Origin of the sequence: uncultured Tateyamaria sp. (assembly GCF_947503415.1) — a bacterium.
Classification (GTDB): domain Bacteria; phylum Pseudomonadota; class Alphaproteobacteria; order Rhodobacterales; family Rhodobacteraceae; genus Tateyamaria.
The window spans coordinates 254,830-277,499 of sequence record NZ_CANNDS010000005.1 but is presented as its reverse complement, the minus strand read 5'-3'; the positions used below and the strand labels follow the sequence as shown (position 1 = coordinate 277,499).

The window sequence follows — 22,670 nt, the reverse complement described above, 5'->3', positions numbered from 1 at the left end:
CCTCCACCGGGTTGTCACGGCCCCGCCGGGCCGCAGGACGGGCTTTGCCCTTACCTGCTCTGCCCTTCGGAATGCATGGGCATTCCAAAGATCAGAACAGGAAGGCCCGCCCATTGGCGGAAAGGGGAAGAGACCCGGCCCGCGTCACGCGAAGGAGGGTCACAAATGACCGCAGAGAAGTTTGACGTTTACACCCATGTCACCAATCAGATCATCGCGCAGATCGAGGCGGGAACGCCGCCCTGGCGCAAACCGTGGACCGGCGGCGGGGCAGGGGTCAGCTTGCCGGAACGGTTCAACGGCGAGGCCTATCGGGGCATCAACATCCTGATGCTTTGGGCGACAGCGATGGCCAAGGATTACAGCTCAGCCCGCTGGATGACGTTCAATCAGGCCAAGCAGCTTGGGGGCCATGTCCGCAAGGGCGAGAAATCCGCAACCGTGGTGAAGTACGGCACCGTCGAGCGCGAGGACGAGAACGGCGAGGCGCGTCAGATCCCCTTTGCCAAGGCCTACCGCGTGTTCAATGCCGACCAGATCGAGGGCTTGCCTGCCGAACTCTACATCCTGCCCGATCCGCCCCGTGATCTTGGCACCGTGGCCGACCCCGAGCTGGAGGCGTTCTTTGCCGCGACAGGCGCGCAGATCGACGTGACCGAGGAGCCGCGTGCCTATTACAACATCAAGACCGACCGCATCCACATGCCGCCCGTTGGCACGTTTCATCGAGCGGCAGGGTATTTTGGCACCTTGGCCCATGAGACAATCCACTGGACAGGCGCGACAAAGCGGCTGGACCGTTTGGGCCGGTTCAATGACCGAAAGGCCTATGCGTTCGAGGAGCTGGTCGCGGAAATCGGTAACTGCATGCTTTGCGCGCAGATCGGGGTGGAGCCCGAATTTGACCAGAGCGCGGCCTATGTCGAAGGATGGCTTGAGGCGATGAAGGAAGACAGCCGCGCGATTTTCCGCGCCGCGTCAGAGGCCCAGAAGGCCGTGGATTACATCATGGAGCGTACCGCGCAGGCCGAGCGGCTGGCGGCAGAGTAACAGACAGCCCTGTCGAATTATTCAGGCCCCCGTCAGTAGGTGGGGGCCTTTTTGCGTTGTGGAGTGATCTTGGGCGGGGCGGTTTCAGGGTGACCTGTCGGCGGGCAACCTGAAGGCCACCCGCCGACAGGCCCGGCGCTTCGCGCGGACGCCCCAAAGGGGGTGGGTCAACTGGCGGCATCTAGTTCAGCCTGGATCGCGGTTAGCTCTGAGCTCGTTTGTGAGATAATGTCAGCTGTGCAGCCTACGCAGAAGATCGGCCTGGTCGTAAATCCATTCTTAACCTTCGGGATTTTGAAGCATTTCCGCCCAGTCCCGACAAGCTTTGAGCATCTGCTGCATTTCGTAGCCTTGCCGCAAATGTGGCTGATAGGTTTGCCCGTCGACTGGGATAGAAGTGAAGGTGTCTTACCCTTTGGCTTTGCCATGCATTAGCCCCTTATAGCGGCGTGTAATTGAATTGAGTATGTTCTCAAGTTCAGCTTCAGCCGCCTTGAACTCTTCGACTGACCATTCTTTTCGCTGCTTGGGAAAGCTGGCCTTCAATTCCTTGTTGATGAGAGTCACGCCTGCGACGAAGTTGTTCGTTGCTGCGACCCCCAAATTTATGAGATCGCGGCCAGCGCGATTTATCTCAAGCCTGTTCATAAGCAGGTTTGCGGCTCGGTTAACCTGGTCATTCAGGCCCTTTCGTTGGGCTTCCCATTCACGTTGAGGTAGAATCTGAAATGGTTGCGCCGCTTTGGTCATCGTACGACCGCTGGACTTAGCTAGTACTATTGCTTCAGCCTGTTCGGGATCGAGGCCGAGCTGGTCCAGTTTTTCCCTTAGCTCGTTGATGATGTCTTCTTGCTCAGCTGACGTGAATTGCTCTTCGATCAGTTCGTCAACGATCTCGTAGTTGACGACTGCTTGCTCGCCGAGTTTCATTCGGGCTTGCCCGCCTTTGACTTCATCAGACGGCTCTGGCTCTTTTCCGCCTATGACGTCTTCCCAGAATTTCTGATCATCGCTTTCAAAGAGCTTAAACTCTCGAAGCCTCTCGTCGAGGTTCATACCCGCATGGGTTACAATATGCCCGTAGTTGTCAGGATGGCCCGGGCTGTTTTGCACAATGACGCGGAGAACCCTGCCGACAAATTGAACGTAGGGTGCTAGTGTGCGGAAGGGCCGGAATATGGCTGCAACACTCAGTTTTGGATGATCAAAACCCTCGCCGAGCATCTGAACCTGAACAATGACGTCTAGCTCGCCGCTCTTCAGACGACGTTTGACTTCCACCTTCTTGTCTTCGTCCATTTCACTATAGATGAGATCGGCACTAAAACCTCGCGCCTCGTAAAGTCGGACAATGGACCGAGCGTGATTGACGCTACATGCAACGGCGATGAGTTGGTGCGCGGTCCCAGTCTCGCGTAGCTGTTCGAGGCGCTGGAGACTGTTGTCGACAATCGTTTGATTGCAAGGCTCCGAGAGAGCAATCCCGCGGCTAAACCAGTCTTTCTCTTTCATCTTCAAGACTTCATCGAGCGAGTAGGTCTTGGTCTCACCGTGTGCTGTGAACTCTAACTCATTTGGTGCGGCGTACGATGCTGTCAGTCGTTTGATGTATCCTTTGAAAGTCGCTTTTTTGAAGGGATAACGATAGACGAGATCTCCCTCGATTTCCTGTGCGTCACCCCGGAACGGAGTTGCCGTCATGTTGACAACTCGCGCATCCCCGAAATGTTCGCATACCTTTTGCCAGCTGGCCGCTGGCGCGTGATGAGCCTCGTCCACAATAAGCATATCGAAGAAATCTCTTGGAAAGCGATGCAGCCACTTGTCGGGGTTGGTAGAGAGCTGCTGCACATTCGAGATGACAATATGCGACTTTTCGCAAACTGAGATGTTGCCGGTGTCCAGCGTGGTCGCAAAGGGTCCGCCAATCATCGCTTCGTCGCTCAAGATTCCGCGCCTACGCCAGAAACACTTTTGGCGGTTGGTCACGTCCATCGACTCGAACAGACCTTCTTTGATCGTCAAGTTTGGTGCGACGATGAGCACCCTACCTGTGGCAATCCCAAATGGAACAATTGCAGCGATCCCGGATTTTCCACATCCAACAGGAATTTGAACAATCGCGGACTTACGGCCCGAACGAAAGTACTCGTAGAGCGCCTTGTAGGCTTCGACTTGCGGTTCCCTGAGCTGAAGATTTTCTTCGATATGAGCAGGTGTCCTCATGAAGAACTGCTCAAGGGGGATATTCGACCTTACCCATGCGTCTAGGTCTTTCTTGCTGAATAGCCATTTGCTGCCGATCTTGTTGGAAGGAAGCGCCCCCTCCCTCGCGAGATCGTACAGTGCGGTTTTCCCGATTTGTAGGTAGCGTGCGGTCTCTTCGATTGTCATCCACTCTTCGGCCATGCTAGACTCCTTTTGCCGTATGCTGCCATTTGATGCCAAATGATGCAACAGAAAAGGCTTGATTGCGTCGCCTTGGGTCAACCCGCTGATCCTCGTGACGCCTCTACAGAAACGTAGGCGTCGGTCTCTCGTGGCTAACGCTGGTGTCGTGTGAGCGTCACGAGTCCTCGGGTCAGTTGTCATACAAGGTTTCCCAAGAAATGCCGGACCAATCTGTTTACATGAGAACCGCAGGCTGGAAGGCTCTCACCATTTAGGGCTTCGCCGAAGGAATCTCAGATGCGGAAGATTGATCCCGAAGGAGTTTGGGAAGATTTTGAAGATCAGCTTGATGAACAGTCGCAATACTACAGAAGCTCTTGGAACACGCTCACCGGTGCAGCTGATAGGAAGATCGCAACCGAAAACTACGCTCTCACTATTGGCGTCATGTTCGAAGGCTATATCAATGACCTTATCTTTGCCTATGCGAACCGCGACTGCTCTCGCGTGATGCAGCACCTTGAGAACAGTGTGCGCGAAACGCTTGCAGCCATTCCCAAGGCGGAAGCCGCGTTCAACAAGTTTGCGGACTTTAAACACCGGGATCACCTGACTAAGTCAGAGCTTAAGGCAATCCTCGACCCGGAGGGCCGAAACACGTCTTTTCCGAATTTTGTCGCTATTGAGGATCGTGCGCAGCAATGGCTTGCCGATCACCACCGCAACAGATTCACCGGATTGAACGCCCAGCAAAAAGCGGTGATCAACGCTGTAATAGCGACTCGCAACAACCTTGCGCATCGCAGCAAGGGATCGCTGGACCGCCTGAACGAAGCGTTCAGTGCAGGAGCGCTTTATCCCACCGGCCTTCAGCGAAACGTCAACCGCATTCAACAAGCTGGACATTACCTGAAGGCAAAGCATCCCCCTAATAGTCCAGATACCCGCGCAACGATCATGGGACATCTGCTGAAGGACGCAGCCGAGAGCATCGTCCATTGACCGGTACCATGCCAGAAGCGGTCCATTGTGCCAGCATGCACCGCCGAATGCCGGATCAACCACTTACGCGGGTCAAAAACCCTGGGCAAAACAGACGCGGTTTTGGCAGGTTTGCGCCCATCACGCCAGTAACGATAGGTTTTCGTTATCGTAGCCAGTGTCTTTGTATCTGACTTTGGCCCCTGACGCATCCTGACGGCTGCGCCACCGCGCTCTTCAGGCTCCAGCCGGTAACGCCGGCTTACGCCCGGAACATACGCCTCGATCCTTCCCTGCTCACATCCGCCACCTCCAATGTCTCCTGAGGAGCCATAGGACGTGGCGTTCGCATGGTCAGGTCTCAAGGCGATGATCCGCCCTGGCAGGTTTCGATCGCGGGGGCAGGGGATCTGCGATCCCATCTTTCCCTTGTCCCCTTGGGGTTCGCGCGTGCCGCGCGATACGCCGCTGCGGGGACGTTGCTTTAGAACCCGCTGGGTTCTCGCGCACGCAACCAAAATAGACCTCCCCCGTGTCCTCGGCTGCGCCTGCGGGCCGCACCAGGTCGGTCGATTTCTGGTGGCGTTTGCTCACTCCGGCACTTCGCCAGTGGGTCAGGTTTTAGAGACGACGCCCTCAAGGGGCTTCTCTCAAAACCAGACACCAAAGGGGCAAGGACCCCAACCACAAAGGAGAGACCAGATGACACAAGCAAAGGACACTTCAGGCGAGTGCGAAGACGAAGGGGCAATCGCGGCCAAGATCGCGGAGCAGAACGACCGCTTCCGCACCACGTGGGGTGCTGATTTCACGGTGCCGGGTCAGATCGTCATGACGCGCGGGGTGTCGGACCTCTCGCCCGCCGCCAAGGCGATCATCCTGCAGCGGGTTCAAAAGTTCGCCACCTTCACCGAAGACAACGACCCCTACCGCGATCACACCTTTGGTGCGTTCGAGTTTGAGATTGGCGGCAACAGCTACCGCATCTTCTGGAAGATCGATCTCTACGACACTGAATACAGCATGGGCAGCGATGAGTCAGCGAACCCGCAGGTCACCCGCCGCGTCCTCACCATCATGCACGCCTCTGAATACTGATCGGAACCGCCCTGAGCCGGGGCGGGTCCAAACCAGATGCATTTCTTCAATCAACCACAAAGGAACATCCCAATGACAAACCAAACTCAAATCACAACCGGGACCGCAATCATCTATGCCTCGCTGGATCAGCTTTACCTGCATGATCTGAACCCACGCCAAGAGGTGGCGCAGGAGGCCATCGAGACCCTGGCCGAGAGCATCAAAACCTGTGGCCTGTTGCAAAACCTCGGCGGCCTGCAGGACGATAGCGGCAAGGTCGGCATTGTGGCTGGGGGTCGCCGCCTGCGGGCGCTTGCCTTTCTCGCGGAGACCGACCCGGCGCAGGAGAGCGTGACCTCCATTCCCGTATTGTTGGCCAAGGATGCGGAACAGGCCGAACTCTGGGCCAACGCCGAGAACACCGCGCGCGCCGATCTCGATCCAGCCGACGAAATCCGCGCCTATGGCCGGATGGCAAAGAGCAATGCAAGCGCTGACGACATCGCTAGTGCCTTTGGGGTCACCGTCGCCCATGTCAAAGGCCGGTTGAAACTGTCGGACCTGCCCGAGGCGGCGCTGGATGCGCTCAAGGCCAAGAGCATCAATCTGACCGTTGCGCAAAAGCTCACCACAGCCGATGATGAGAAGCTGATCTTTGAGGTTCTGCGCCTCATCGACGAAGGCCAGATCACCAACACGGGTCAGATTGATGGCGTGTTGCATCCCAAGGCGGTGAAATCCACCGACCGTCGCGCCACCTTTGTTGGCGTGGAGGCCTATGAGGCTGCAGGTGGCAAGGTCTCGCGCGATCTCTTCTCCGAGGATGTCTTCTTCGAGAACCGCGACATTCTGGACGAGGTATTTGCGCTGCGTCTTCGCGAAGCAGCGGACAAGGTGATGAAAGAGGCAGGCTGGGCGTGGGTCATGCCCCACGATGAGTCCTACCTTGGCTGGCACGTCATGGATGAGCACAAGTTCGAGCGGGTCTATCCGGTGGAAGGTGTGCTGTCCGATGATCTCACCGAGCGCTACGACGAGTTGGCAGAACTGGCCGAAGGTGATGTTCTGAATGAGGCTGGCCAAGCCGAGTTGGACAGCCTGCAAGCGGTGCTGGACGGCGCGTTCACGGAGGCACAAAGGGCCATCGCCGGGTGTGTCGTCCATGTTGGCAACAATGGCCAGCTTGAAGTCACCGGCGGGCTGATCAAAGCCGCAGACAAGAAGGCGGCGATTGAAGCCGGGATACTGGCCAAGTCACATCATGGCGGCAGCGGTGAGAAGACCCCGAAGAACCCCTATTCGCAAAAACTGCAGGCTGATCTGGAGGCGATCAAGCTGGCCTCCCTGCAGAATGCCATGCTCGACCAGCCCGATCTGTTGCTCGATCTGCTGACGTTCCAGTTGAGCGGCATGACCGGGTTTCGGGATGTGCTGGATATCAGTCTTGGCACGCCCTGCAATGCGCCCTCTACGGAAACCGGGTTTGACGTGGACAAGCGTCTGAGCAAACCATCATCCTGTCCGGAAGACCGCTGGGGCGTTGACCTCATAAAGGCCTTTGCCGCCTTCAAGAAGAAGGGCAAGAAGCACCGCGATGCGGAACTGGCTCGGCAGCTGGCCAAACTTCTGACCGGCGGGGATGAGGTGTTCGCAGCTGTGTTGGCCGACAAGTGCAACGCGGGCATCCGCAAGGTCTGGACGCCAACGACGGAGAACCTCTTCAAGCGGATTTCCGGGGTGATGATGGACGGCATCTACTGTGATCTGTTGGACCTTGCTCCGACGGACGAGCGGGCCAAGGCGTTCTCCAAAAAGAAGAAGGCCGACAAGGCCGAAGCACTTGAGAACTTGTTCTCTGATCCGACCACCCAGAAGCTGCTTGGCGTGACGGAGGCGCAGAAGGCGCGCATCGACGCGTGGCTGCCTGACTACTTCGCGTGAAGCCAAAGGCCGGGGCGGCGCATCGCCGCCCTCGCCATCCACCGAGGACCAGAACACCAGCGTTCTGTCATGACCGACCGAGCAGCGCGTTCAGCCGTCTTTCTGATACTCCAGCTATGGGAGCCCCAGACATGCCAAGCCTCACCACATCCGCGCGCCGCGTCTGGACGTCGGCGCAGCTCTACATCGGGTTCCACCGCGACCCCAACGGCAAGCAGCGCGGCACCCCCCATGTCTGGCCCCCGAAGAATGCGCGCGCCGCGCTCCATGACAAACCTGAGGATCAGGAGGTCTTTGTGGTGGTCAAGGCAGCCGATGGAGATGCCTCGCAAGATGTCCAGATCAAACTGCGCCCCGACATGATTGTCCTGCGTCGTGATTGCCCGGACACATGGCAGGGCGTGGTCATCGAGCAATATGAGCTTGCGGTCAGGTTCGGCGATGTCTCGATCCGCATCAACTATGATGGGTCCATCACCCGAAAGGATGCCGACAGCACGACTTGGGTCGAGGCCGATGGCGGCATTCTTAAAAAGACCGAGTTTGTCGACGCGGCGATGTCAGCCGATGGCACGGAATTGTCACGCCGGACGCCGGACAATCTCGCCGCCATTACGCTGCAAGGCGTGCTGTCCAAGGCGCGATAGCTGAGTCACACGGTCCGCCAGTGTGGGTTGATGGACGTCTCAAGTGCGTGCGTGAGGCAGGTGCAGCTCGAGCGCGTCATCGTCCAGGTGAACAAGAACAGTGGCTCCAGCGAGAGGACTGTTCATCCCTAGGTCTTTCCCTTTTGCTCAAAGATGTGGATCGCACGGGGGCGGCCCGTCCGTGCCCTCCGCTGCGCTCCGGCAAGCACAAATACGGCTTCCACGCCCATGGCGCGGACCCTCCGCATTTTCGCTTGCGACCGGGCCTCTTGCCCCCGTGCTGTTTGATCCCCATCGCAAAAAGGAGAGACCCAAATGACCAACCACTACGTCGCCACCGTCCCCGTCACATTCACCGACACTGACGGCCAGGAACGCACCCGCTTCCAACGCGTGGGTGCTATGTTCCGCAACACCCGCACCGGGGATGGCTCAGAGTTCTTCAGCCTCAAGCTCGACTTCCCCGTCGCGGTCTCGGAGCTGGTAATGTTCCCGCCGAGCTCCCGGGAACCGCAGGACTAAATCCTCTGCCGAGGAGGGGCCGCCGACAGGCGGCCCTTTTCCTGTTCCATGCGATGCGGTGCAGATGCCATCAACTCTCGCCAAGTCCAAGTTCAGCGATTTGACGCCGAGTGCCGCCGGGAAGATCCCGTGGTCCTCGGGCAGCTCTTAGCCCTCAGAGCTGTCCTTGCTTTTGCGCCGGACGCCCTTGGCCTGGACGTGCCGAGCGAGGCTCAGCGCGCAGTTCTTGCCAAGGCAACATGAATGTTTGAATCGGTACGTAAGTATATGATTGACACGTAGCTATAGGATTGGCGATAGTGGGAGACGAAGGCGGAAGTTGGCAGGAAATAGGGGGTCTTTCTTCGCATGACGCGCAGCAAACGACTGACAGAGGCGGAGCGCATGGAGATTGTGCGCGAGGCGGCCGAGGGGGTGTCCAGCACCGAGCTGGCCGCGCGCTTCGGTGTGACGCCCCGGGCTGTCCAATACACGCTCAAGGCCGACGAAGATCGTCAGCGCGACACCTCTGTGGCGACCGCCGCGGTGAGCCTCAAGGTGACCCCTGAGGAGCTTGCAGCCTTTGACGCGGTGCTGGCATCAGCTGGCATCGAAACCCGCTCAGAAGGACTGCGCCGGTTGATGCAGGCCGCTGGTGGGGTCTTTGTGCCGGACGCCCAACTGGCTGCCGAGATGGAGCGCTACCGGGCGTCCCTGAATGAGGTTGGCAACGGGGTCGCGCAGATCGCCAAACAGATGACGCTGGCCAACCGAAGCGGACAGGGCGTAGGCCTCGAATTCTCGGAACTGCGCCTCGCACAGATGCGGGGTCTGTCGCGGTTCATCCTCGATGCGGCTGATGAGATCGACTTGCTTGTGCGCCGTCGTCGGGACGCGATGCGGCTGACGGCTGTCGAGGCTTTGCGGGAGTTTGCCCATGCCGCGGAGTGATGCTGTCGACGCCGTCACCGGCGAGATTTTCCGGGAGGGCTGGAGCCGGATCCGCGGCTCGATGCAGGGGCTGAACACGTCGAAGTATCGGCAGTTCATTCGTGCCTCGGCGGGGCACCGCGCGGCCGTCTTCAAGGCGATCCGAGGCGGCGGCACGCAGAGCAAATCGCAGCTCTCAAACCAGCTGCATTACCTCACCACCAAGTCCACCCATATCGTGGACTCGAGCGGGTTCCTGGACGGGAAGAGCAAGCTCGAGAGCGGAGAGATCAAAGACCTCACGGAGCGGTTTGCCAAGCGCTGGAGCGCGGGGTTCAAACCGAAGCTCGGGCAGACCACGCATCTGCTGATGTCCTTCCCGATCGGGACGCGCGGGACGGATGTGCGTGACATCGCGACGGATGTGGCCGAGCGGTTCTTGCAAACCGATGAAGGGCATTTCGACTACATCATCGCGGTGCATGAGGACCGGGATCATCCGCACGCGCATCTGGTGCTGAACCGCCGCTCGCAGGAGGGTGAGTTCTTCTATCTCGCGCGGGATCACCGGTTCAACTATGACGACTTCCGCCTTGCGATGGTCGAAGAGGCCGAGAAGTACGGTGTGCGTCTCGAGGCCACCCGCCGCGTGGATCGGGGCGTTGCGCATTACCCGCCGCGCATCCGCGAGGTCTATGCCGCGAAAGAGGAAGAGCGGGAGGTGATCGAACGGGAACGCGTCGGCGCCGACCTCACCCGGACCCTGGAAGAGATCGCCAATACCAAATCCATCTACCAGGCGCTGGCCGCCGAAGCCTCATCCGAAAACCGCGCAGACGTGGCGGACGCGCTTTTCCGCGCGGGTGAGATGCTGGCGCGCGGCGGGCAGGTGGCCCAGGAAGGAGACATCTACATGGCCGAGGAAAACAGCTTCGACGAGCTCAGAAGCCGCTACGCGGAGAAAGTCGAGCGGGTCCAGACCATGATCGCCGCGCGGACCGATGCGGAGCGACCTGCGCTCGAGAAAAGCCTCAACGAAATCCAGGCGCGGGTGCAACATATGCAGCCCCTTGGGATCCGATCCCAGACGCTGACCGAGCGACCGTCGGAGGGCGGGGTGTATTCGGAAGCAAACATCGAGACCACGCGGCTGGATCGGCTCGAGAGACCGGAGGTGCGGGCGCAGGTGGATGCGGCGCTGCGCGGGACGGGGATCAATACGACGACCGTCATGGCGCGGTTGGAGACCGGGGCGCAGAACGCCGCGCTTGAGCGCCAGTGGATCGCAGACGATCTGACCAAGGTGGCCGAAGAGAACGGGCTGAACCTCGAACGCCGCCGTGATCTCGAACAGGCGCGCGAGGTTCTGAACCGCGTCCATGTGGAGCTTGGGACCACCCTCGAGCGCGCCGGTGTGCTACGCGAAGACGGGGTGATCGAGGAAGACCGCGAGCTGGATATCCATTTCGACCAGCGCCATGTTGAGGACACAACGCGGGCCGTCCGCGCAGAGATGCGTGCGGAGGGCATGAGCGAGGCGGAGCTCGCACGCCAGACCCTGAACGTCGAAGAGCGCGTCTTCGACCGGATCGAGGCAGAACAACAGAGCTATCTGCGAGACCGGCCCGAACTCCTGGCGCGACCCACGGATGTGATCCGTCTGGATCAGGAGGGTGCACCGCAGATCAGGGACAGGGTTCTGGCCGGTCGGATAACCCAAGAGATCGAGGCGGCGCGTCTTGGCGCCTCGACAGATCAGCCGGTAGCGGAGGCCGTGGCACAGGACCTGAAAGCCCGCTACCCGGACATGCCGGATCATGTGGCGCGGGGTCTGGGGGATACCTACGCGCAGGTTGACGAGGCGCTGCGGGCGGAACGAGAGCCCGCACCCGTCGAGACTGAAGAATTGCGCCGCGTCATTGCGCATGAGCGCGAGGGCAATCTGTCGTCACCTTTTGCCGACGAGAGCCAGCGCATGAGCTATCGCGCCGAGGTCGATCGGCTTCTGGACGACGATCAGACCGCACGGCTGGGATCCGGGGACAGCGACGCTCTGAAAGACGTGGTCGAGGATCGGCTCGATCGGCTTTATGCGGCGAAAGCCTATCTGCAATCCGATGCGACCACGGCGAACAGCGACGCGGCCCGGGTCGTGGTCGAAGAGATCGCCGAGCGGGAATACGAGGCGCAATGGCTGAGCGAGACCCATGGCGAGCGCGAGAAAGGCCAGACCCATGGGTAGGGGACGCATCGCCATCGGCGTTTTGCTGGTCACGCTGGTGGCGATCGCGATGGGCTATGTCATCGCCTCCGCCGTGCTCACCTTCCGCGACCTCGGATTCCAGGCCGATATCGACTTTGCCTATATCGCCCGGAACTACCTTGCAATCCGAGATGTCCGGCCCGAAGATTTCCGGCTGATCAACTTCATTATGGGTGGGGCAGGGGTCGCCGGCCTGATGATCGCCATCGCGCTCTCGGGTTCCGCGCTCACGCGGTTCGGCCAGACCCATTGGCAGACGCGCCGCGAGATGAAGCGCAACGGGTTCTTCGGGACCCCGGGGACCGGATTTATCATTGGCAAGCTCGGCAAACCCAAGGGCCGCGGGCCGTTCCTCTGCTCGAAGGTCCTGCCGCACGCGCTGATCGTCGCCCCGACCGGTCGCGGCAAGACCACGGGTTTCGTGATTCCGAACCTGCTCACCTGGCAAGGATCGTCGGTGACGCTGGATGTGAAGGGCGAATGTTATGAGGCGACGGCCCGGCATCGTGCGTCGCAGGGCGACGCGGTGTTCCGCTTCGCGCCAACGGATTGGGAGACCAAGCGCACCCATCGTTACAATCCGCTTCTGCGGATCTATGAGTTGGAAGACCCCGCGCGTCAGCAGATGGAGTTGCAGCTTTTGGCCACACTCTTTCTGCAGAACGACAATGACCGCGTGCAGGGGCTTCTGAAGGGCGGGATCGATCTCTTCGTCGCGGCAGGTCTTCTGGCCTTCCAGCGCAAGAAACCCACCTTGGGAGAAATCTACCGCATCGCCGCCTCAGGCGGGAACAAGCAGAAGGAGTACCTCGCGCGTTCCCATGAGGTAGAGAACAAGGCCGCGAAACTGGTCTTCACGCGGCTGGCCTCCACGAACAACGACACCCTGACCTCCTATGTCTCGCTCCTGATGACCTCCGGACTCGATCAATGGCAGAACCCGGCCATCGATGAGGCGACAGCCGTCTCGGACTTTGATTTCCGGGAGATCCGCAGAAAACCGATGAGCGTCTATCTGGTGGTCCAGCCGCTCATGGTGAAACCTCTCGCCCCCCTCATCCGGCTCTTCTTTTCTGATCTGCTTTCGGCCATGCAAGAGAAGGAACCGGGACCCGACGAGCCCTGGCGCGTGATGATCATGCTGGATGAGTTCAACCGGCTTGGCAAAATGCCTATCGTGGTTGAGAGCATCGAGACGCTCAGAAGTTACCGCGGGCATCTCGCTGTGGTCACCCAGACCATTCCCGCCATCGATGAGATCTACGGCGAGAACACGCGGCGCTCCTTGCAAGGCAATGCTGGCGTAAAACTCTACCTCACACCCTCCGATGAAAAGACGATCGAGGAGCTCAGCAAAGCGGTCGGCAAGACCACGAAGACCGTCGTCACGCGATCTCGGTCGATCGGCAAGAATCCATTCGAAGGGCGCAGCCAGTCGATGCGCACAGAAGAAACCTCGCTGTTACCGGAAGATGAAGCGCGGCGGTTGCCCCTAGATGAGATCATCATGGTCATCGATGCGCAGATGCCGATCCGGGCGAAGCGCATTCAGTATTTTGATGATGGATATTTCATGAAGATCCACGATGCGCAGAAGGGGGAACTGCCGTTTCCGGCGACGAGCGGTGGCGAGAAGAAGGCGCGTTCGGACAAAGGTGGCGATGCTTCTCAAAGAGGAAATGGGGATACAGGCGATAGGATCAACCTGTCAGAGGAACTGCCCAAGAGAGACCCGCAAATACGCGAAGAGCGGCGCGGGGGACCTAGACCGAAACGGAAGGTTTCCACGGCTGTTCAGCAAGTTCAGGATGCGGATCAGGATCGCCAGATCGAGATGAATTTTGAGGGCGCTGTTGAAGGTGGAGGTGACAGCGTCAAGCCTGAGGATCGAGACGACGTCGAAACTGCATTGTCTGACCTCGAAACGATGGAGGCAAGGCTTGGCGACGAAGACCTGCTCACCGAGGAAGGGGTTCGGGAGATCACAGGCTGAAAGTGATGGGAAACCGCTGTGGTCCGATGCATTGATTTAATGACCTGACTTTCGAACCGAGCGCGGCAAAAGCTCCGAAAGAGCCTACAGCGGAAATAATGATTCCTCGCTGCGCGCGCACGCAGCACGGAAATTGCTGCGGGCACTTGGATTTTGGCGCGCGAATGCGGCGGTGAAACCGGCCATTCATCCGGGCTACTACTAAGTTTGGAGCACAAACCCACGGGCGGCAGATCAGTTACAATCAGGTTTGCGAGTAGCATTCCAACGTCAGCGCGGTGCTGATGCGTGGGTTTGGAGGGCGGCAAGGAGGGCAAATCATGCCTCGAGTCCAACTTCCTGCTGTCACCCCGAAACGTAAAGCCTGGAACAAGGGGCGGATCGTCGGCCAGAAACGACCGCTGCTACCAAAACAGGTTTGGGCGATCCGAGCGCGACTGGAACTGGCGAACAACCTTCGCGATCTGGCGCTATTTAACGTGACCATCGACAGCAAGCTACGCGGGTGTGATCTGGTCAGGCTTTCTGTGGTCGATCTGGTCAAAGTGGACCGCGTCCGAGAACGTGTTTCGGTCATCCAGAGCAAAACCAAACGACCTGTTCAGTTTGAACTGACGGAAAACACAAGGGAAACTGTCCTGGCTTGGGTCAAATCACCCGAAATGTTGGCTTGCTCGTTCATGTTTCCCAGCCGCTTTCACGATCGCCCGCATATCTCAACCCGTCAATATGGCCGGTTGGTGCACGAGTGGGTGTCGTCAATTGGTCTGGAATCAACCGGATACGGAACGCATTCGCTTCGCCGAACCAAAGCTGCTGAGATCTATCGAAAAACAGGTAACCTGCGCGCGGTTCAGCTCTTGCTAGGACACACAAAGGTCGACAGCACGGTGCGCTACTTGGGAGTTGAACTCGAAGATGCGCTGAGCATCGCCGAAAATATTGACCTTTAGGCATTGGGTGAGCGGCTGATGCCGCTCGCCTTTGCGGGCCGACCAGCTGCAAGCATCAGTTTTGACGTAAAATGACCAGCGCCGCCAAAATCTATTTGACGTCCGCTCGCCATAACCATCCCGGAACAGATAAAGTCGGGTGAATTGGCTGCCAGCTCCAAGTGGGTAATCACTCAGACGGCCAACCCTTTTAGCTCAAGTAGCGATCCGGATGGCGGCGCAAAGTTCGGGGTGCAGAATCCAGTTCCCCGGCTTCTCTTCGTGTCCGGAATCACTGCAAAATCCAATCAGCGCAACTCCATCCAAACTCGTTGAAGGCACCTTGGAACCTGTCTCTGTAGACAAATATCCAGCAATCATTCGACCCGCGCTTGCTAGCGCTTTTTTGGCTGAGGCAGTGGATTTGTAACTGCCCGCATTCGCGACCCTCTCCTCTGTCAGCCCGTCCGCTTCCGCCAGCGATAACGCCATCAACATGGCGCCTTGCGATTTTGTCAGATTTACAGTGTTGAGGGCCTCCACGTATTCGTCGGATGTTGGTACCTGCGTCCCGGTGCTTGGATCTGTCCTTCGGTCCTCGCTCCTGCGGGTTTCACGCGCATCGATGACGCAATGCAAAGCGGCGATCGCGGCTTCTTCGGTCTTACCGGTTGCCTCGGCAATCAAACCACGGGCTTTCGTCGGCGGCTTTGGGAATGCCCGAGCCGTGTATACGCCCGCGACACAAGCGGACTTGATCTGATATCGGCCATATTCGCCCATGCGGATCGACATAGGGGCTTCTTTATCGGTGTACTTGGCCTTCGATTTCTTCGACATAGCCTTGAAGACGCCACGTCCCGCATCTGATCTGTTCGGCGCTGTGTAGTCTGACATCGGCTGGCCTCCTGAGGATGGCATGTCGCAGCGCCAGTGCAGCGCCAGTTCGGTGGTTACCGATCCGGGCAATGGAACTGCTGCGTTAGTCGGTGGAAGAAAACTAAGAAACAAATGGCCGTCGGGCGATGGGGCGCTCCAAATGAGCGCCCACTTGCAAAGATCAGGCAAGCGCGATGTTGGTTGCGCTTTCGCGGCCATCACGGCCGGCCTCGACGTCGAAGGTCACCTTCTGATCGTCGTTCAGGGTGGTCATGCCCGACTTCTCGAGTGCGGAGATGTGCAGAAATACATCTTTCCCACCTGTCTCAGGGGCAATAAAGCCAAATCCTTTGGTGGTGTTGAACCATTTCACTGTGCCATTGGCCATGTGAATTTTCCTTACTTTATCGCTGCCCACAACATGCAGCAGCCCGGCTTCTCACGACAGTGTCGAGCGCTGCGAGCCAGTGAAGGAAAACAGAGGGTCGAATGGAGGTCAGTAGCCCATAAAACGTGGTGGCTGCCGGGGAGGATTACAAGGTGCACTCAGTGCTTTGGCCAATGTTCCCTTTGCCAAGAGAGCATTGATCCACTATGGATCACAAGCTGCCGGATACCCTGGCAGCCAGAAAAGGAAAGCCAGAATGTCGTTTAACGACTTGGCGAAGAAAGAGGCCGCCGACAAAAAGGCCTCGCAAGAAAAAGATACGAAACCGCAGACTGCAACCAAACGACCTCCTGAAGCATAGACCGAGCCGACCGACCCAAAAACGGGTTGAGAGGCTGAGCATTTAGGCTTTTCTTATCCAACGTAAGAGGATCGGCGTTACGAGCGTCGCGATAGGTTGCCGCCAATGATGATCTCGTTGATCAGTTTGGCGGCTGCCCCATGCAATTTGCGCTCGTCTTCCGGGTCTTGAGCATTCTCGTGGGTCGCTGCCGCATCCCGAAGAATCCCCACGATCTCGCGTTCCGGCAGCAGATTGCGATCTTGCAGGGCAAGTAGGAGCGCCTCGCAAATCGAAAAGGCGGCCACGCCTGCGGCGTCTCGTTGGTCTGACATCGGGGCATTCCTCTTTCGTTCGTTGTATTGCGACCGGGTTGGGTCTTGATCGTCCTAAACTCACAAAGAGTTTGGTATCCCGTACTGATCGAAAGCAGTCTCGGCGCCGAATTCTTCCATGAGTACGCGCCGGTTCGGGAGGGACCGATAATGAACATCAAAGCCAGTCCACTCACCCAAAAGCTCTCCGCGTTTGTTGCACTGTCGGAGACTGAGCTGGCCGTTCTTGAGCGTTTGCACCAGAGAAGGAAATCCTTTTCTGCAAGTCGCGACTTGGTTCATCAGGGTCAATCAGAGCAGGCTGCTTACATCTTGGCGGCGGGTTGGGTCGTTTCTTACAAGATACAGGCTGACGGGTCGCGGCAGATTGTTGATTTCCAGATACCGGGGGATTTTCTGGGGCTGCGCAGCGTGCTTTTGCACACATCCGATCATGGGATTGAGCCAATCGTCGAGATCGAAGCTGCGGAAGTCCTGGTGAGCGATCTTCTGCAAGCCTTTGCAGAGACACCCCGGCTGGCTACGGCCATTCTCTGGGCCGTGTCGCGGGATGAGGCTATGGTGGTCGAGCATCTGGTTGGGCTGGGGCGGCGCGATGCGGATGCGCGCATGGCGCATTTCCTGCTGGAGCTTGGCGTGAGACTATCACTCGTCGGTATGGGAAGTAGGCAAGGCTATGCCTGCCCGCTCACACAGTATCATCTGGGGGATGCGTTGGGGTTGAGCGCCATTCACGTCAACCGCGTCCTTCGTAAACTCCGCGAAAGCGGGCTCGTCACGTTTCAGGGCGGGCTTGTCACGTTCGATGACTACGAGGGGCTGGTTGCATTGGCGGATTTCGATCCGGCCTACCTCGATCAGTCGCGGCCTTTGTTGCCGTGAAACGACCGCCCTCAGTCAGGCTGGGGGCGGCCCTGCGGTCTTGTCACATAGAGGCCGACATCACATCAACGCGCGGCTTGCTTCCTTGAGTTCCTTGTGGGCCTCTTCGTCGTTTTCGGCTTCATGGGCCTTTTCGGCGGCTTGGTAGTGCTTCAAAGCTGTGGCTTTCTTGGAGCCTTCGGGGGCCTTGTCATAGGCGGCCTTGACGGACGCCATATGTTTCACAGTCTGGTTTTCCGCGGTTTGGTTTTCTTCATTCATGGAAATGTCCTTTCCTGGACGGTCCGAGAAAAAGAGGCGCAAAATACATGCAGTTCTATGGAGGAACTGCATGTGCCCCGCGCCTCTGAACTACTCGGAAAATGCCACCATGACTTTCGGTGGACAGGGTCACCTATCCGGTTTCTCCGTGTCTTCGCACTGACGCAGGTTAGCCCGTCTGAGCCAGATAGTAGAACCATGCCAGAACCACGACCCCAACGAAGGCCATCAGTGTCCAAGAAACCGATAGTTTCGGAAAGGTGCCTGCTTCGAGCGGTTTCGGAACGCGAGGCGACGCACGCAATGGCAACAATGAAACCAGCTTTGCTGCTTTGCCCTCGCTTGCTAGCGCCAGCGCCGGAATGTCGGTAATCGCTTCAAAATGCGTTGTCAGCCGAACTTGCGCACCCTCCCGGCCCAGACCAGCAAGCTCACTCGCCTCAGTCCATGGCTCGAGGTCAAGGCGTGCAAGCGCAGACAAGACCGTAACGGCTGCACCGGTTCTGTCTTCACCCACTTGCGCGTAAAGGAAGGCATCGTAGTCGCTGCCATCGGGGTGGAGAACATCTGAGGCGGACATGGGTTTCCTTTCGGCGTGAAGATCATTCGATAACTCGCACGCAGGTTTCTGAAGCCGCGGAACGGCTTTTCCTCTCACCCTGACAGCAAAGACCCCGACGGGGGCTAACCTCGATCAGCATCGCACCACAACAGTTCAGATAGTGTTCCCGCAGCTGCCTTGCTGTGACGAGGCGTTCCTTTCGACGCTTGCCACATTGGCGACGGCGGAAAGTCCAGCATTCTAATCAATGGAGACCCGGGATGCTCTCGCGTTCGACCAGATCAATGGTGACGTTTTCCAACGACTTCATGATTGGCGAGAGCCTGCGTGAGTTTCCGGCAGGAACGTACGAAATCCTTGTCGAGGAAGAGCTCCTACAAGGCCTCAGCTTCGAGGCTTACCGGCGCACCGGGACATACTTGATGGTCCAGGGGCGCGGGAGCAATGCGGGTCAGACGACCATGCACATGACCACACAGGAGGATCTGGAACATGCAATGGCATGTGATCGGGCACTCTCCGAAACGAACAAACACAGCGAAGCGGCGCTTTCCCCGCAGGAGGACATGACATGACCACACCCGAATGGCTGAAACCCGGCATCTACGGCGCGCTCCTTGGCGCAGCGTTTGTCGGCATCGTTGGATTTTCGTGGGGCGGCTGGGTGACCGGTGGCGGCGCGGAGGAGATGGCCAACAATATGGCGCAGGAGGAGGTGATCGCGGCGCTCGTGCCCTTCTGCCTCGACAAGTCTCGCGCCGACAATGAACGCATTGCAAAGCTGGTTACGATCCGCGAGGCATCGTCATTCAAACGGCGCGACGCTGTCATGGAAACCGGTTGGGCGACGATGCCCGGATCAGATGGCCCGAACCGCGATCTGGCACAGGCATGCATCGAAGGTCTCGACCTTGATGCATCGTAGTGACCTCAAATTCTCGCCCGTTTCGTCCAAGGGCACCGTAGGCGTGCTTGCCACGGTGTCTTTCACGGAGTTCCTTGCGCTCGCCTTCGTCGCGCTCATCGCGATCGGATCGCCATCTTACGCCCAATCTCAGTCTACCCCGATGCCTGCGAATGCGCAGCCTAAGAGCTATGGCGAGGGATGGGAGTGTGATCGTGGGTACCGGCGTGACGACGATGCCTGCCTTGCCATCATCGTTCCGCAGGACGCCTATGCCACCAAACGAACCTATGGCGCAGGCTGGGAGTGTCTGCACGGGTACAAGATGGTCAATGACGCGACTTGTCTTGAGGTCGTCGTGCCCGATGGCGGATTTCTCGACCCGTCGGGAAAGAGCTGGAGCTGCCTTCGTGGCTACATGAAGGTCGACGACATTTGCCTCGAAGTCGTTGTGCCGGACAATGCGTATCTGTCGGCTGACTCCTATGGCGCCGCTTGGCTTTGCAACCGTGGCTACCAGATCGAAGGCGATACATGCGTCGCAATCGCGGTTCCTGAAAACGCCTTTCTGAATGGGTCCGGATACGGGCAGCCATGGACATGTGAGCGGGGCTATTTCGAACGCGATGACACCTGTGAGGCTGTCGTCGTTCCGGAGAACGCCTATTTCGACGATGCGAGCTATGGCTCAGGCTGGAAGTGTAATCGCGGCTTTGCAGAGGCCGACGACGGGTGCAATGAGATCGACCTCCCCGAAAATGCGCATCTCGACCGATCGGGAAACGGTTGGGAGTGCCATAGGAATTTCCAGCGCTCGCAGGGGCGTTGCGTCCTGAACGACTAGCGCTCGCAATTAGAACCGAAACGCGGCTCACCCGCCCGAACGCTTCATGTGATCGGAGCCGGGAAAACCCGCTTGGCAAAGGAATAATCATGGAATCGGACAATGTAGAAAACTCGATGGCACGGCTGTCAACGATGGGGCCGCAAGCCCCGCCTGACCTGTCCGCGTCCCGTCGATCTCACACCAGCAAAGAAGTAACAAAAGGGGTGCCCACAGCGATTGTCTATTGCGAGGGGAACTTCGGGCAGATCGACGGGAAAACCGCAAACGGGCTTGTCCGTCACAGCCAAGCCTACCGCATTCTTTCGGTCATAGACAGCAGACTTGAAGGGCGCGACAGCGGGCAAGTGCTGGACAATGTGAGTAACGGCATCCCCATCCTTGAAGATATTGAGGCTGCGGTTGCGCGTGAAGCAAGTATCCCAGACACGCTGATCTATGGGATGGCCCCCTCTACAGGGAAGATGTCACCTACTGATCGAGAGATCGTGCTGGATGCCATCGCGCTCGGCATGAACATCGTCAGCGGTCTCCACGAATACCTTGGCGATGATCCCGAGATTTCAAACGCCGCTGATGCGGCCAACGTTACGATCCGAGATATTCGCAAACCCCGACCAAGCAAGGACATGCGTCTGTTTGACGGAAGCGTGTCCGAGGGGAAGGCAATCCGCATTGCCGTACTCGGAACGGATTGTGCAATTGGCAAGCGGACGACGGCGACCATTCTGGCCAGGGAACTGAACGCGCGTGGTATCAAGACCGTCCTCGTCGGCACCGGCCAGACGGGACTTATGCAGGGCGCAAAATACGGGATCGCCATGGACGCCGTGCCACCGCAGTTTTGCTGCGGGGAACTTGAACGTGTGATTGTCGCGGCGTCTGAGGGTGAAGACCCGGATGTCATCCTGATCGAAGGACAAGGCGCGCTCAGCCATCCGGCCTTTTGCACGTCGGCTTTCATTCTGCGCGGCAGCCAGCCGCATGCCGTCGTTCTTCAACATGCGCCGAAGCGTGCCCATCGATGCGACTTTCCCACCATGCCGATGCCCGAGCCGAAAAGCGAGATTGTCCTCATCGAAGCTTTTGCCGACACACGGGTGATTGGTATCACGCTCAATCACGAGGCGATGACGGACGGCGAGGTCGGTCATGCAATCAACAGCCTTTCACGCGATCTCGGCATTCCGGTGACGGACGCGCTGACCCGGCCGGAAGTGTACCTGAGCGACATGATCCTGACCGCCTTTCCACAGTTAAAGCCCGTGCCTCTCGTGGCTGCGGAATGACCTCGCCGCGAGTGGAAATTGATCTGGGCAAGATCCAGGCAAACGCGCGATGTCTCGTCCGTCGTCTTGGTGCCCGTGGGCTCTCGGTCACCGGTGTGACCAAGGCAGTGTGCGGGCATCCTGACGTAGCCGGGGCGATGCTGGACGGCGGCGTTGTCGGTCTGGCCGACGCACGCATCAAGAACGTCGTTCGGATGCGGATGGAAGGGATCAAATGCCCGATCTCTATGATCCGCGCTCCGCTGGTGAGCGAAATGGAAGACGTCGTCCGGTGTTGTGACGCGAGCTACAACACAGAGATGGACACAATCCTGAAGCTTGGCGCCGCAGCGAAGCAACAAGGAACGTCGCACGGTGTCATCCTGATGGTCGAAATGGGAGATATGCGCGAAGGCATTTTGCCCGAGAACCTTAACGACTTCGCTACTCGGGTCAGCGCGACACCCGGTGTTGCGCTCAAAGGCATCGCTGCAAATTTCGCCTGCATGGGAAACGTGGCACCGACGGCCGGTGACATGGACATGCTCTCGCGACTGGCCGACCAAGTCGAAGGCGCTTGCGGACCTTTTGTCGGGCTTGTTTCAGGAGGTGGATCAGCCAATTTGCCATGGGCGCTTGGCAAAGACTCATCCGGGCGAGTCAACAACCTCCGCCTCGGCGAGGCGATCCTGTTGGGCACCGACCCCGTGACAGGGCAACCGATCACTGGCCTTCATACGGACGCGTTTGCCCTTTTTGCCGAGGTGATCGAAACAAGTGACAAACCAAGCGCAATACCTCCTGCATCAATTGCTCCGGAGCTTGGGATACTCAAATTGGTTCGAAATGATGACCTCCGAGCCCGAGCAATCCTTGCTGTCGGGCAGCAAGACACCGAAACAAGCGGCCTTACGTTTCCCTCAGGAATTATGTTCATCGGCGCGACCAGCGACCACGCCGTTGTCGACACGACCAAATCCGCCGTATCCGTCGGGTCCGAGATGAAAATGGGGACTAATTACAGCGCCCTCATGCGGGCGATGAACGCCCCGGATGTCGCCAAGGTTGTTCATGGCAAGCAAAAGATGAACGGTCGTTCCAAGGACTGCGAGACCCAACCCTACCTGACGCTGGTATGACGCCCAGATGATCGCCTGCGGGAACGACGAAAGTCATATCTCGCAGACTTGTCCGAAACCGCGCCATAGTAATGGGGCCGGCCAATACACATATACAGATAAGCCGCATTCGAGAATTCGAGCCTGATCGGGGCCCGGAAATTCCAGCGGAAAACCCGA

22 protein-coding genes are annotated in these 22,670 nt (G+C 58.5%); 16 read left to right on the top strand and 6 right to left on the bottom strand.

Annotation, left to right across the window (positions count from 1 at the left end):
• Positions 1-165 precede the first annotated feature (165 nt).
• Positions 166-1,050, top strand: a complete 885-nt coding sequence (locus tag Q1A32_RS22245; protein WP_299048614.1) for an ArdC family protein — start codon at positions 166-168, stop codon at positions 1,048-1,050.
• Positions 1,051-1,458: 408 nt separating this feature from the next.
• Here the strand turns inward: Q1A32_RS22245 and Q1A32_RS22240 are convergent, their stop codons facing one another.
• Positions 1,459-3,459, bottom strand: coding sequence for a DEAD/DEAH box helicase (locus Q1A32_RS22240; protein WP_299048617.1), 2,001 nt, complete (start codon positions 3,457-3,459; stop codon positions 1,459-1,461).
• 279 nt (positions 3,460-3,738) lie between these two features.
• Here Q1A32_RS22240 and Q1A32_RS22235 point away from each other — a divergent pair, with 279 nt between their 5' ends.
• The 9 genes from Q1A32_RS22235 (at position 3,739) to Q1A32_RS22195 (ending at position 14,730) form a co-directional block, all read left to right on the top strand.
• Complete coding sequence (locus Q1A32_RS22235) at positions 3,739-4,443, top strand: hypothetical protein (protein ID WP_299048620.1); 705 nt, start codon at positions 3,739-3,741, stop codon at positions 4,441-4,443.
• Between the two features lie 681 nt (positions 4,444-5,124).
• Positions 5,125-5,520: a DUF3768 domain-containing protein gene (locus Q1A32_RS22230; protein WP_299048623.1), complete on the top strand. Its 396-nt coding sequence runs from the start codon at positions 5,125-5,127 to the stop codon at positions 5,518-5,520.
• A gap of 72 nt (positions 5,521-5,592) precedes the next feature.
• On the top strand, positions 5,593-7,443 hold the full coding sequence (locus tag Q1A32_RS22225; protein ID WP_299048625.1) for a ParB/RepB/Spo0J family partition protein: 1,851 nt from the start codon (positions 5,593-5,595) through the stop codon (positions 7,441-7,443).
• Between the two features lie 131 nt (positions 7,444-7,574).
• A complete protein-coding gene (locus tag Q1A32_RS22220; RefSeq protein WP_299048627.1) occupies positions 7,575-8,090 on the top strand; it encodes a hypothetical protein in 516 nt (171 codons plus the stop codon).
• 315 nt (positions 8,091-8,405) lie between these two features.
• Positions 8,406-8,612, top strand: coding sequence for a hypothetical protein (locus Q1A32_RS22215; RefSeq protein ID WP_299048631.1), 207 nt, complete (start codon positions 8,406-8,408; stop codon positions 8,610-8,612).
• Between the two features lie 348 nt (positions 8,613-8,960).
• On the top strand, positions 8,961-9,542 hold the full coding sequence (locus Q1A32_RS22210; protein WP_299048633.1) for a helix-turn-helix domain-containing protein: 582 nt from the start codon (positions 8,961-8,963) through the stop codon (positions 9,540-9,542).
• Complete coding sequence (locus tag Q1A32_RS22205; protein ID WP_299048636.1) at positions 9,529-11,763, top strand: relaxase/mobilization nuclease domain-containing protein; 2,235 nt, start codon at positions 9,529-9,531, stop codon at positions 11,761-11,763. Before Q1A32_RS22210 ends, Q1A32_RS22205 begins: the two co-directional genes overlap by 14 nt.
• A complete protein-coding gene (locus Q1A32_RS22200; RefSeq protein ID WP_299048639.1) occupies positions 11,756-13,777 on the top strand; it encodes a type IV secretory system conjugative DNA transfer family protein in 2,022 nt (673 codons plus the stop codon). Before Q1A32_RS22205 ends, Q1A32_RS22200 begins: the two co-directional genes overlap by 8 nt.
• A gap of 320 nt (positions 13,778-14,097) precedes the next feature.
• Entirely contained in the window at positions 14,098-14,730 is a 633-nt protein-coding gene (locus Q1A32_RS22195) for a tyrosine-type recombinase/integrase (protein WP_299048641.1), read from the top strand.
• A 195-nt stretch (positions 14,731-14,925) separates the two neighbouring features.
• On the opposite strand, the gene Q1A32_RS22190 is transcribed toward Q1A32_RS22195, so the two are convergent.
• From Q1A32_RS22190 to Q1A32_RS22180, 3 genes are all read right to left on the bottom strand, one after another.
• The gene (locus Q1A32_RS22190; RefSeq protein WP_299048642.1) at positions 14,926-15,606 is read right to left on the bottom strand and encodes a hypothetical protein; all 681 of its coding nucleotides are present in this window, start codon (positions 15,604-15,606) and stop codon (positions 14,926-14,928) included.
• A gap of 163 nt (positions 15,607-15,769) precedes the next feature.
• Positions 15,770-15,976: a cold-shock protein gene (locus tag Q1A32_RS22185; RefSeq protein ID WP_224825428.1), complete on the bottom strand. Its 207-nt coding sequence runs from the start codon at positions 15,974-15,976 to the stop codon at positions 15,770-15,772.
• A 438-nt stretch (positions 15,977-16,414) separates the two neighbouring features.
• Positions 16,415-16,651, bottom strand: a complete 237-nt coding sequence (locus Q1A32_RS22180) for a hypothetical protein (RefSeq protein ID WP_299048652.1) — start codon at positions 16,649-16,651, stop codon at positions 16,415-16,417.
• Positions 16,652-16,801: 150 nt separating this feature from the next.
• On the opposite strand from Q1A32_RS22180, the gene Q1A32_RS22175 reads away from it, so the two are divergent.
• A complete protein-coding gene (locus tag Q1A32_RS22175) occupies positions 16,802-17,533 on the top strand; it encodes a Crp/Fnr family transcriptional regulator (RefSeq protein WP_299048655.1) in 732 nt (243 codons plus the stop codon).
• A gap of 60 nt (positions 17,534-17,593) precedes the next feature.
• Here the strand turns inward: Q1A32_RS22175 and Q1A32_RS22170 are convergent, their stop codons facing one another.
• Positions 17,594-17,794, bottom strand: a complete 201-nt coding sequence (locus Q1A32_RS22170; protein WP_224825431.1) for a hypothetical protein — start codon at positions 17,792-17,794, stop codon at positions 17,594-17,596.
• Between the two features lie 169 nt (positions 17,795-17,963).
• Positions 17,964-18,374 (bottom strand): hypothetical protein, encoded by a 411-nt coding sequence (locus Q1A32_RS22165; protein WP_299048660.1) that lies wholly within the window; start codon positions 18,372-18,374, stop codon positions 17,964-17,966.
• 242 nt (positions 18,375-18,616) lie between these two features.
• On the opposite strand from Q1A32_RS22165, the gene Q1A32_RS22160 reads away from it, so the two are divergent.
• From Q1A32_RS22160 to Q1A32_RS22140, 5 genes are all read left to right on the top strand, one after another.
• Complete coding sequence (locus Q1A32_RS22160; protein ID WP_299657976.1) at positions 18,617-18,931, top strand: hypothetical protein; 315 nt, start codon at positions 18,617-18,619, stop codon at positions 18,929-18,931.
• The gene (locus Q1A32_RS22155) at positions 18,928-19,281 is read left to right on the top strand and encodes a hypothetical protein (RefSeq protein WP_299048665.1); all 354 of its coding nucleotides are present in this window, start codon (positions 18,928-18,930) and stop codon (positions 19,279-19,281) included. Before Q1A32_RS22160 ends, Q1A32_RS22155 begins: the two co-directional genes overlap by 4 nt.
• Positions 19,271-20,104 carry a hypothetical protein gene (locus tag Q1A32_RS22150; protein ID WP_299048666.1) on the top strand — a complete coding sequence of 278 codons (834 nt, stop codon included), beginning with the start codon at positions 19,271-19,273 and terminating at the stop codon, positions 20,102-20,104. The genes Q1A32_RS22155 and Q1A32_RS22150 overlap by 11 nt, the downstream gene beginning before the upstream one ends.
• An 89-nt stretch (positions 20,105-20,193) precedes the next feature.
• A complete protein-coding gene (locus Q1A32_RS22145) occupies positions 20,194-21,393 on the top strand; it encodes a DUF1611 domain-containing protein (RefSeq protein WP_299657973.1) in 1,200 nt (399 codons plus the stop codon).
• The gene (locus Q1A32_RS22140) at positions 21,390-22,511 is read left to right on the top strand and encodes an alanine/ornithine racemase family PLP-dependent enzyme (protein WP_299657971.1); all 1,122 of its coding nucleotides are present in this window, start codon (positions 21,390-21,392) and stop codon (positions 22,509-22,511) included. The genes Q1A32_RS22145 and Q1A32_RS22140 overlap by 4 nt, the downstream gene beginning before the upstream one ends.
• Positions 22,512-22,670: the final 159 nt, after the last annotated feature.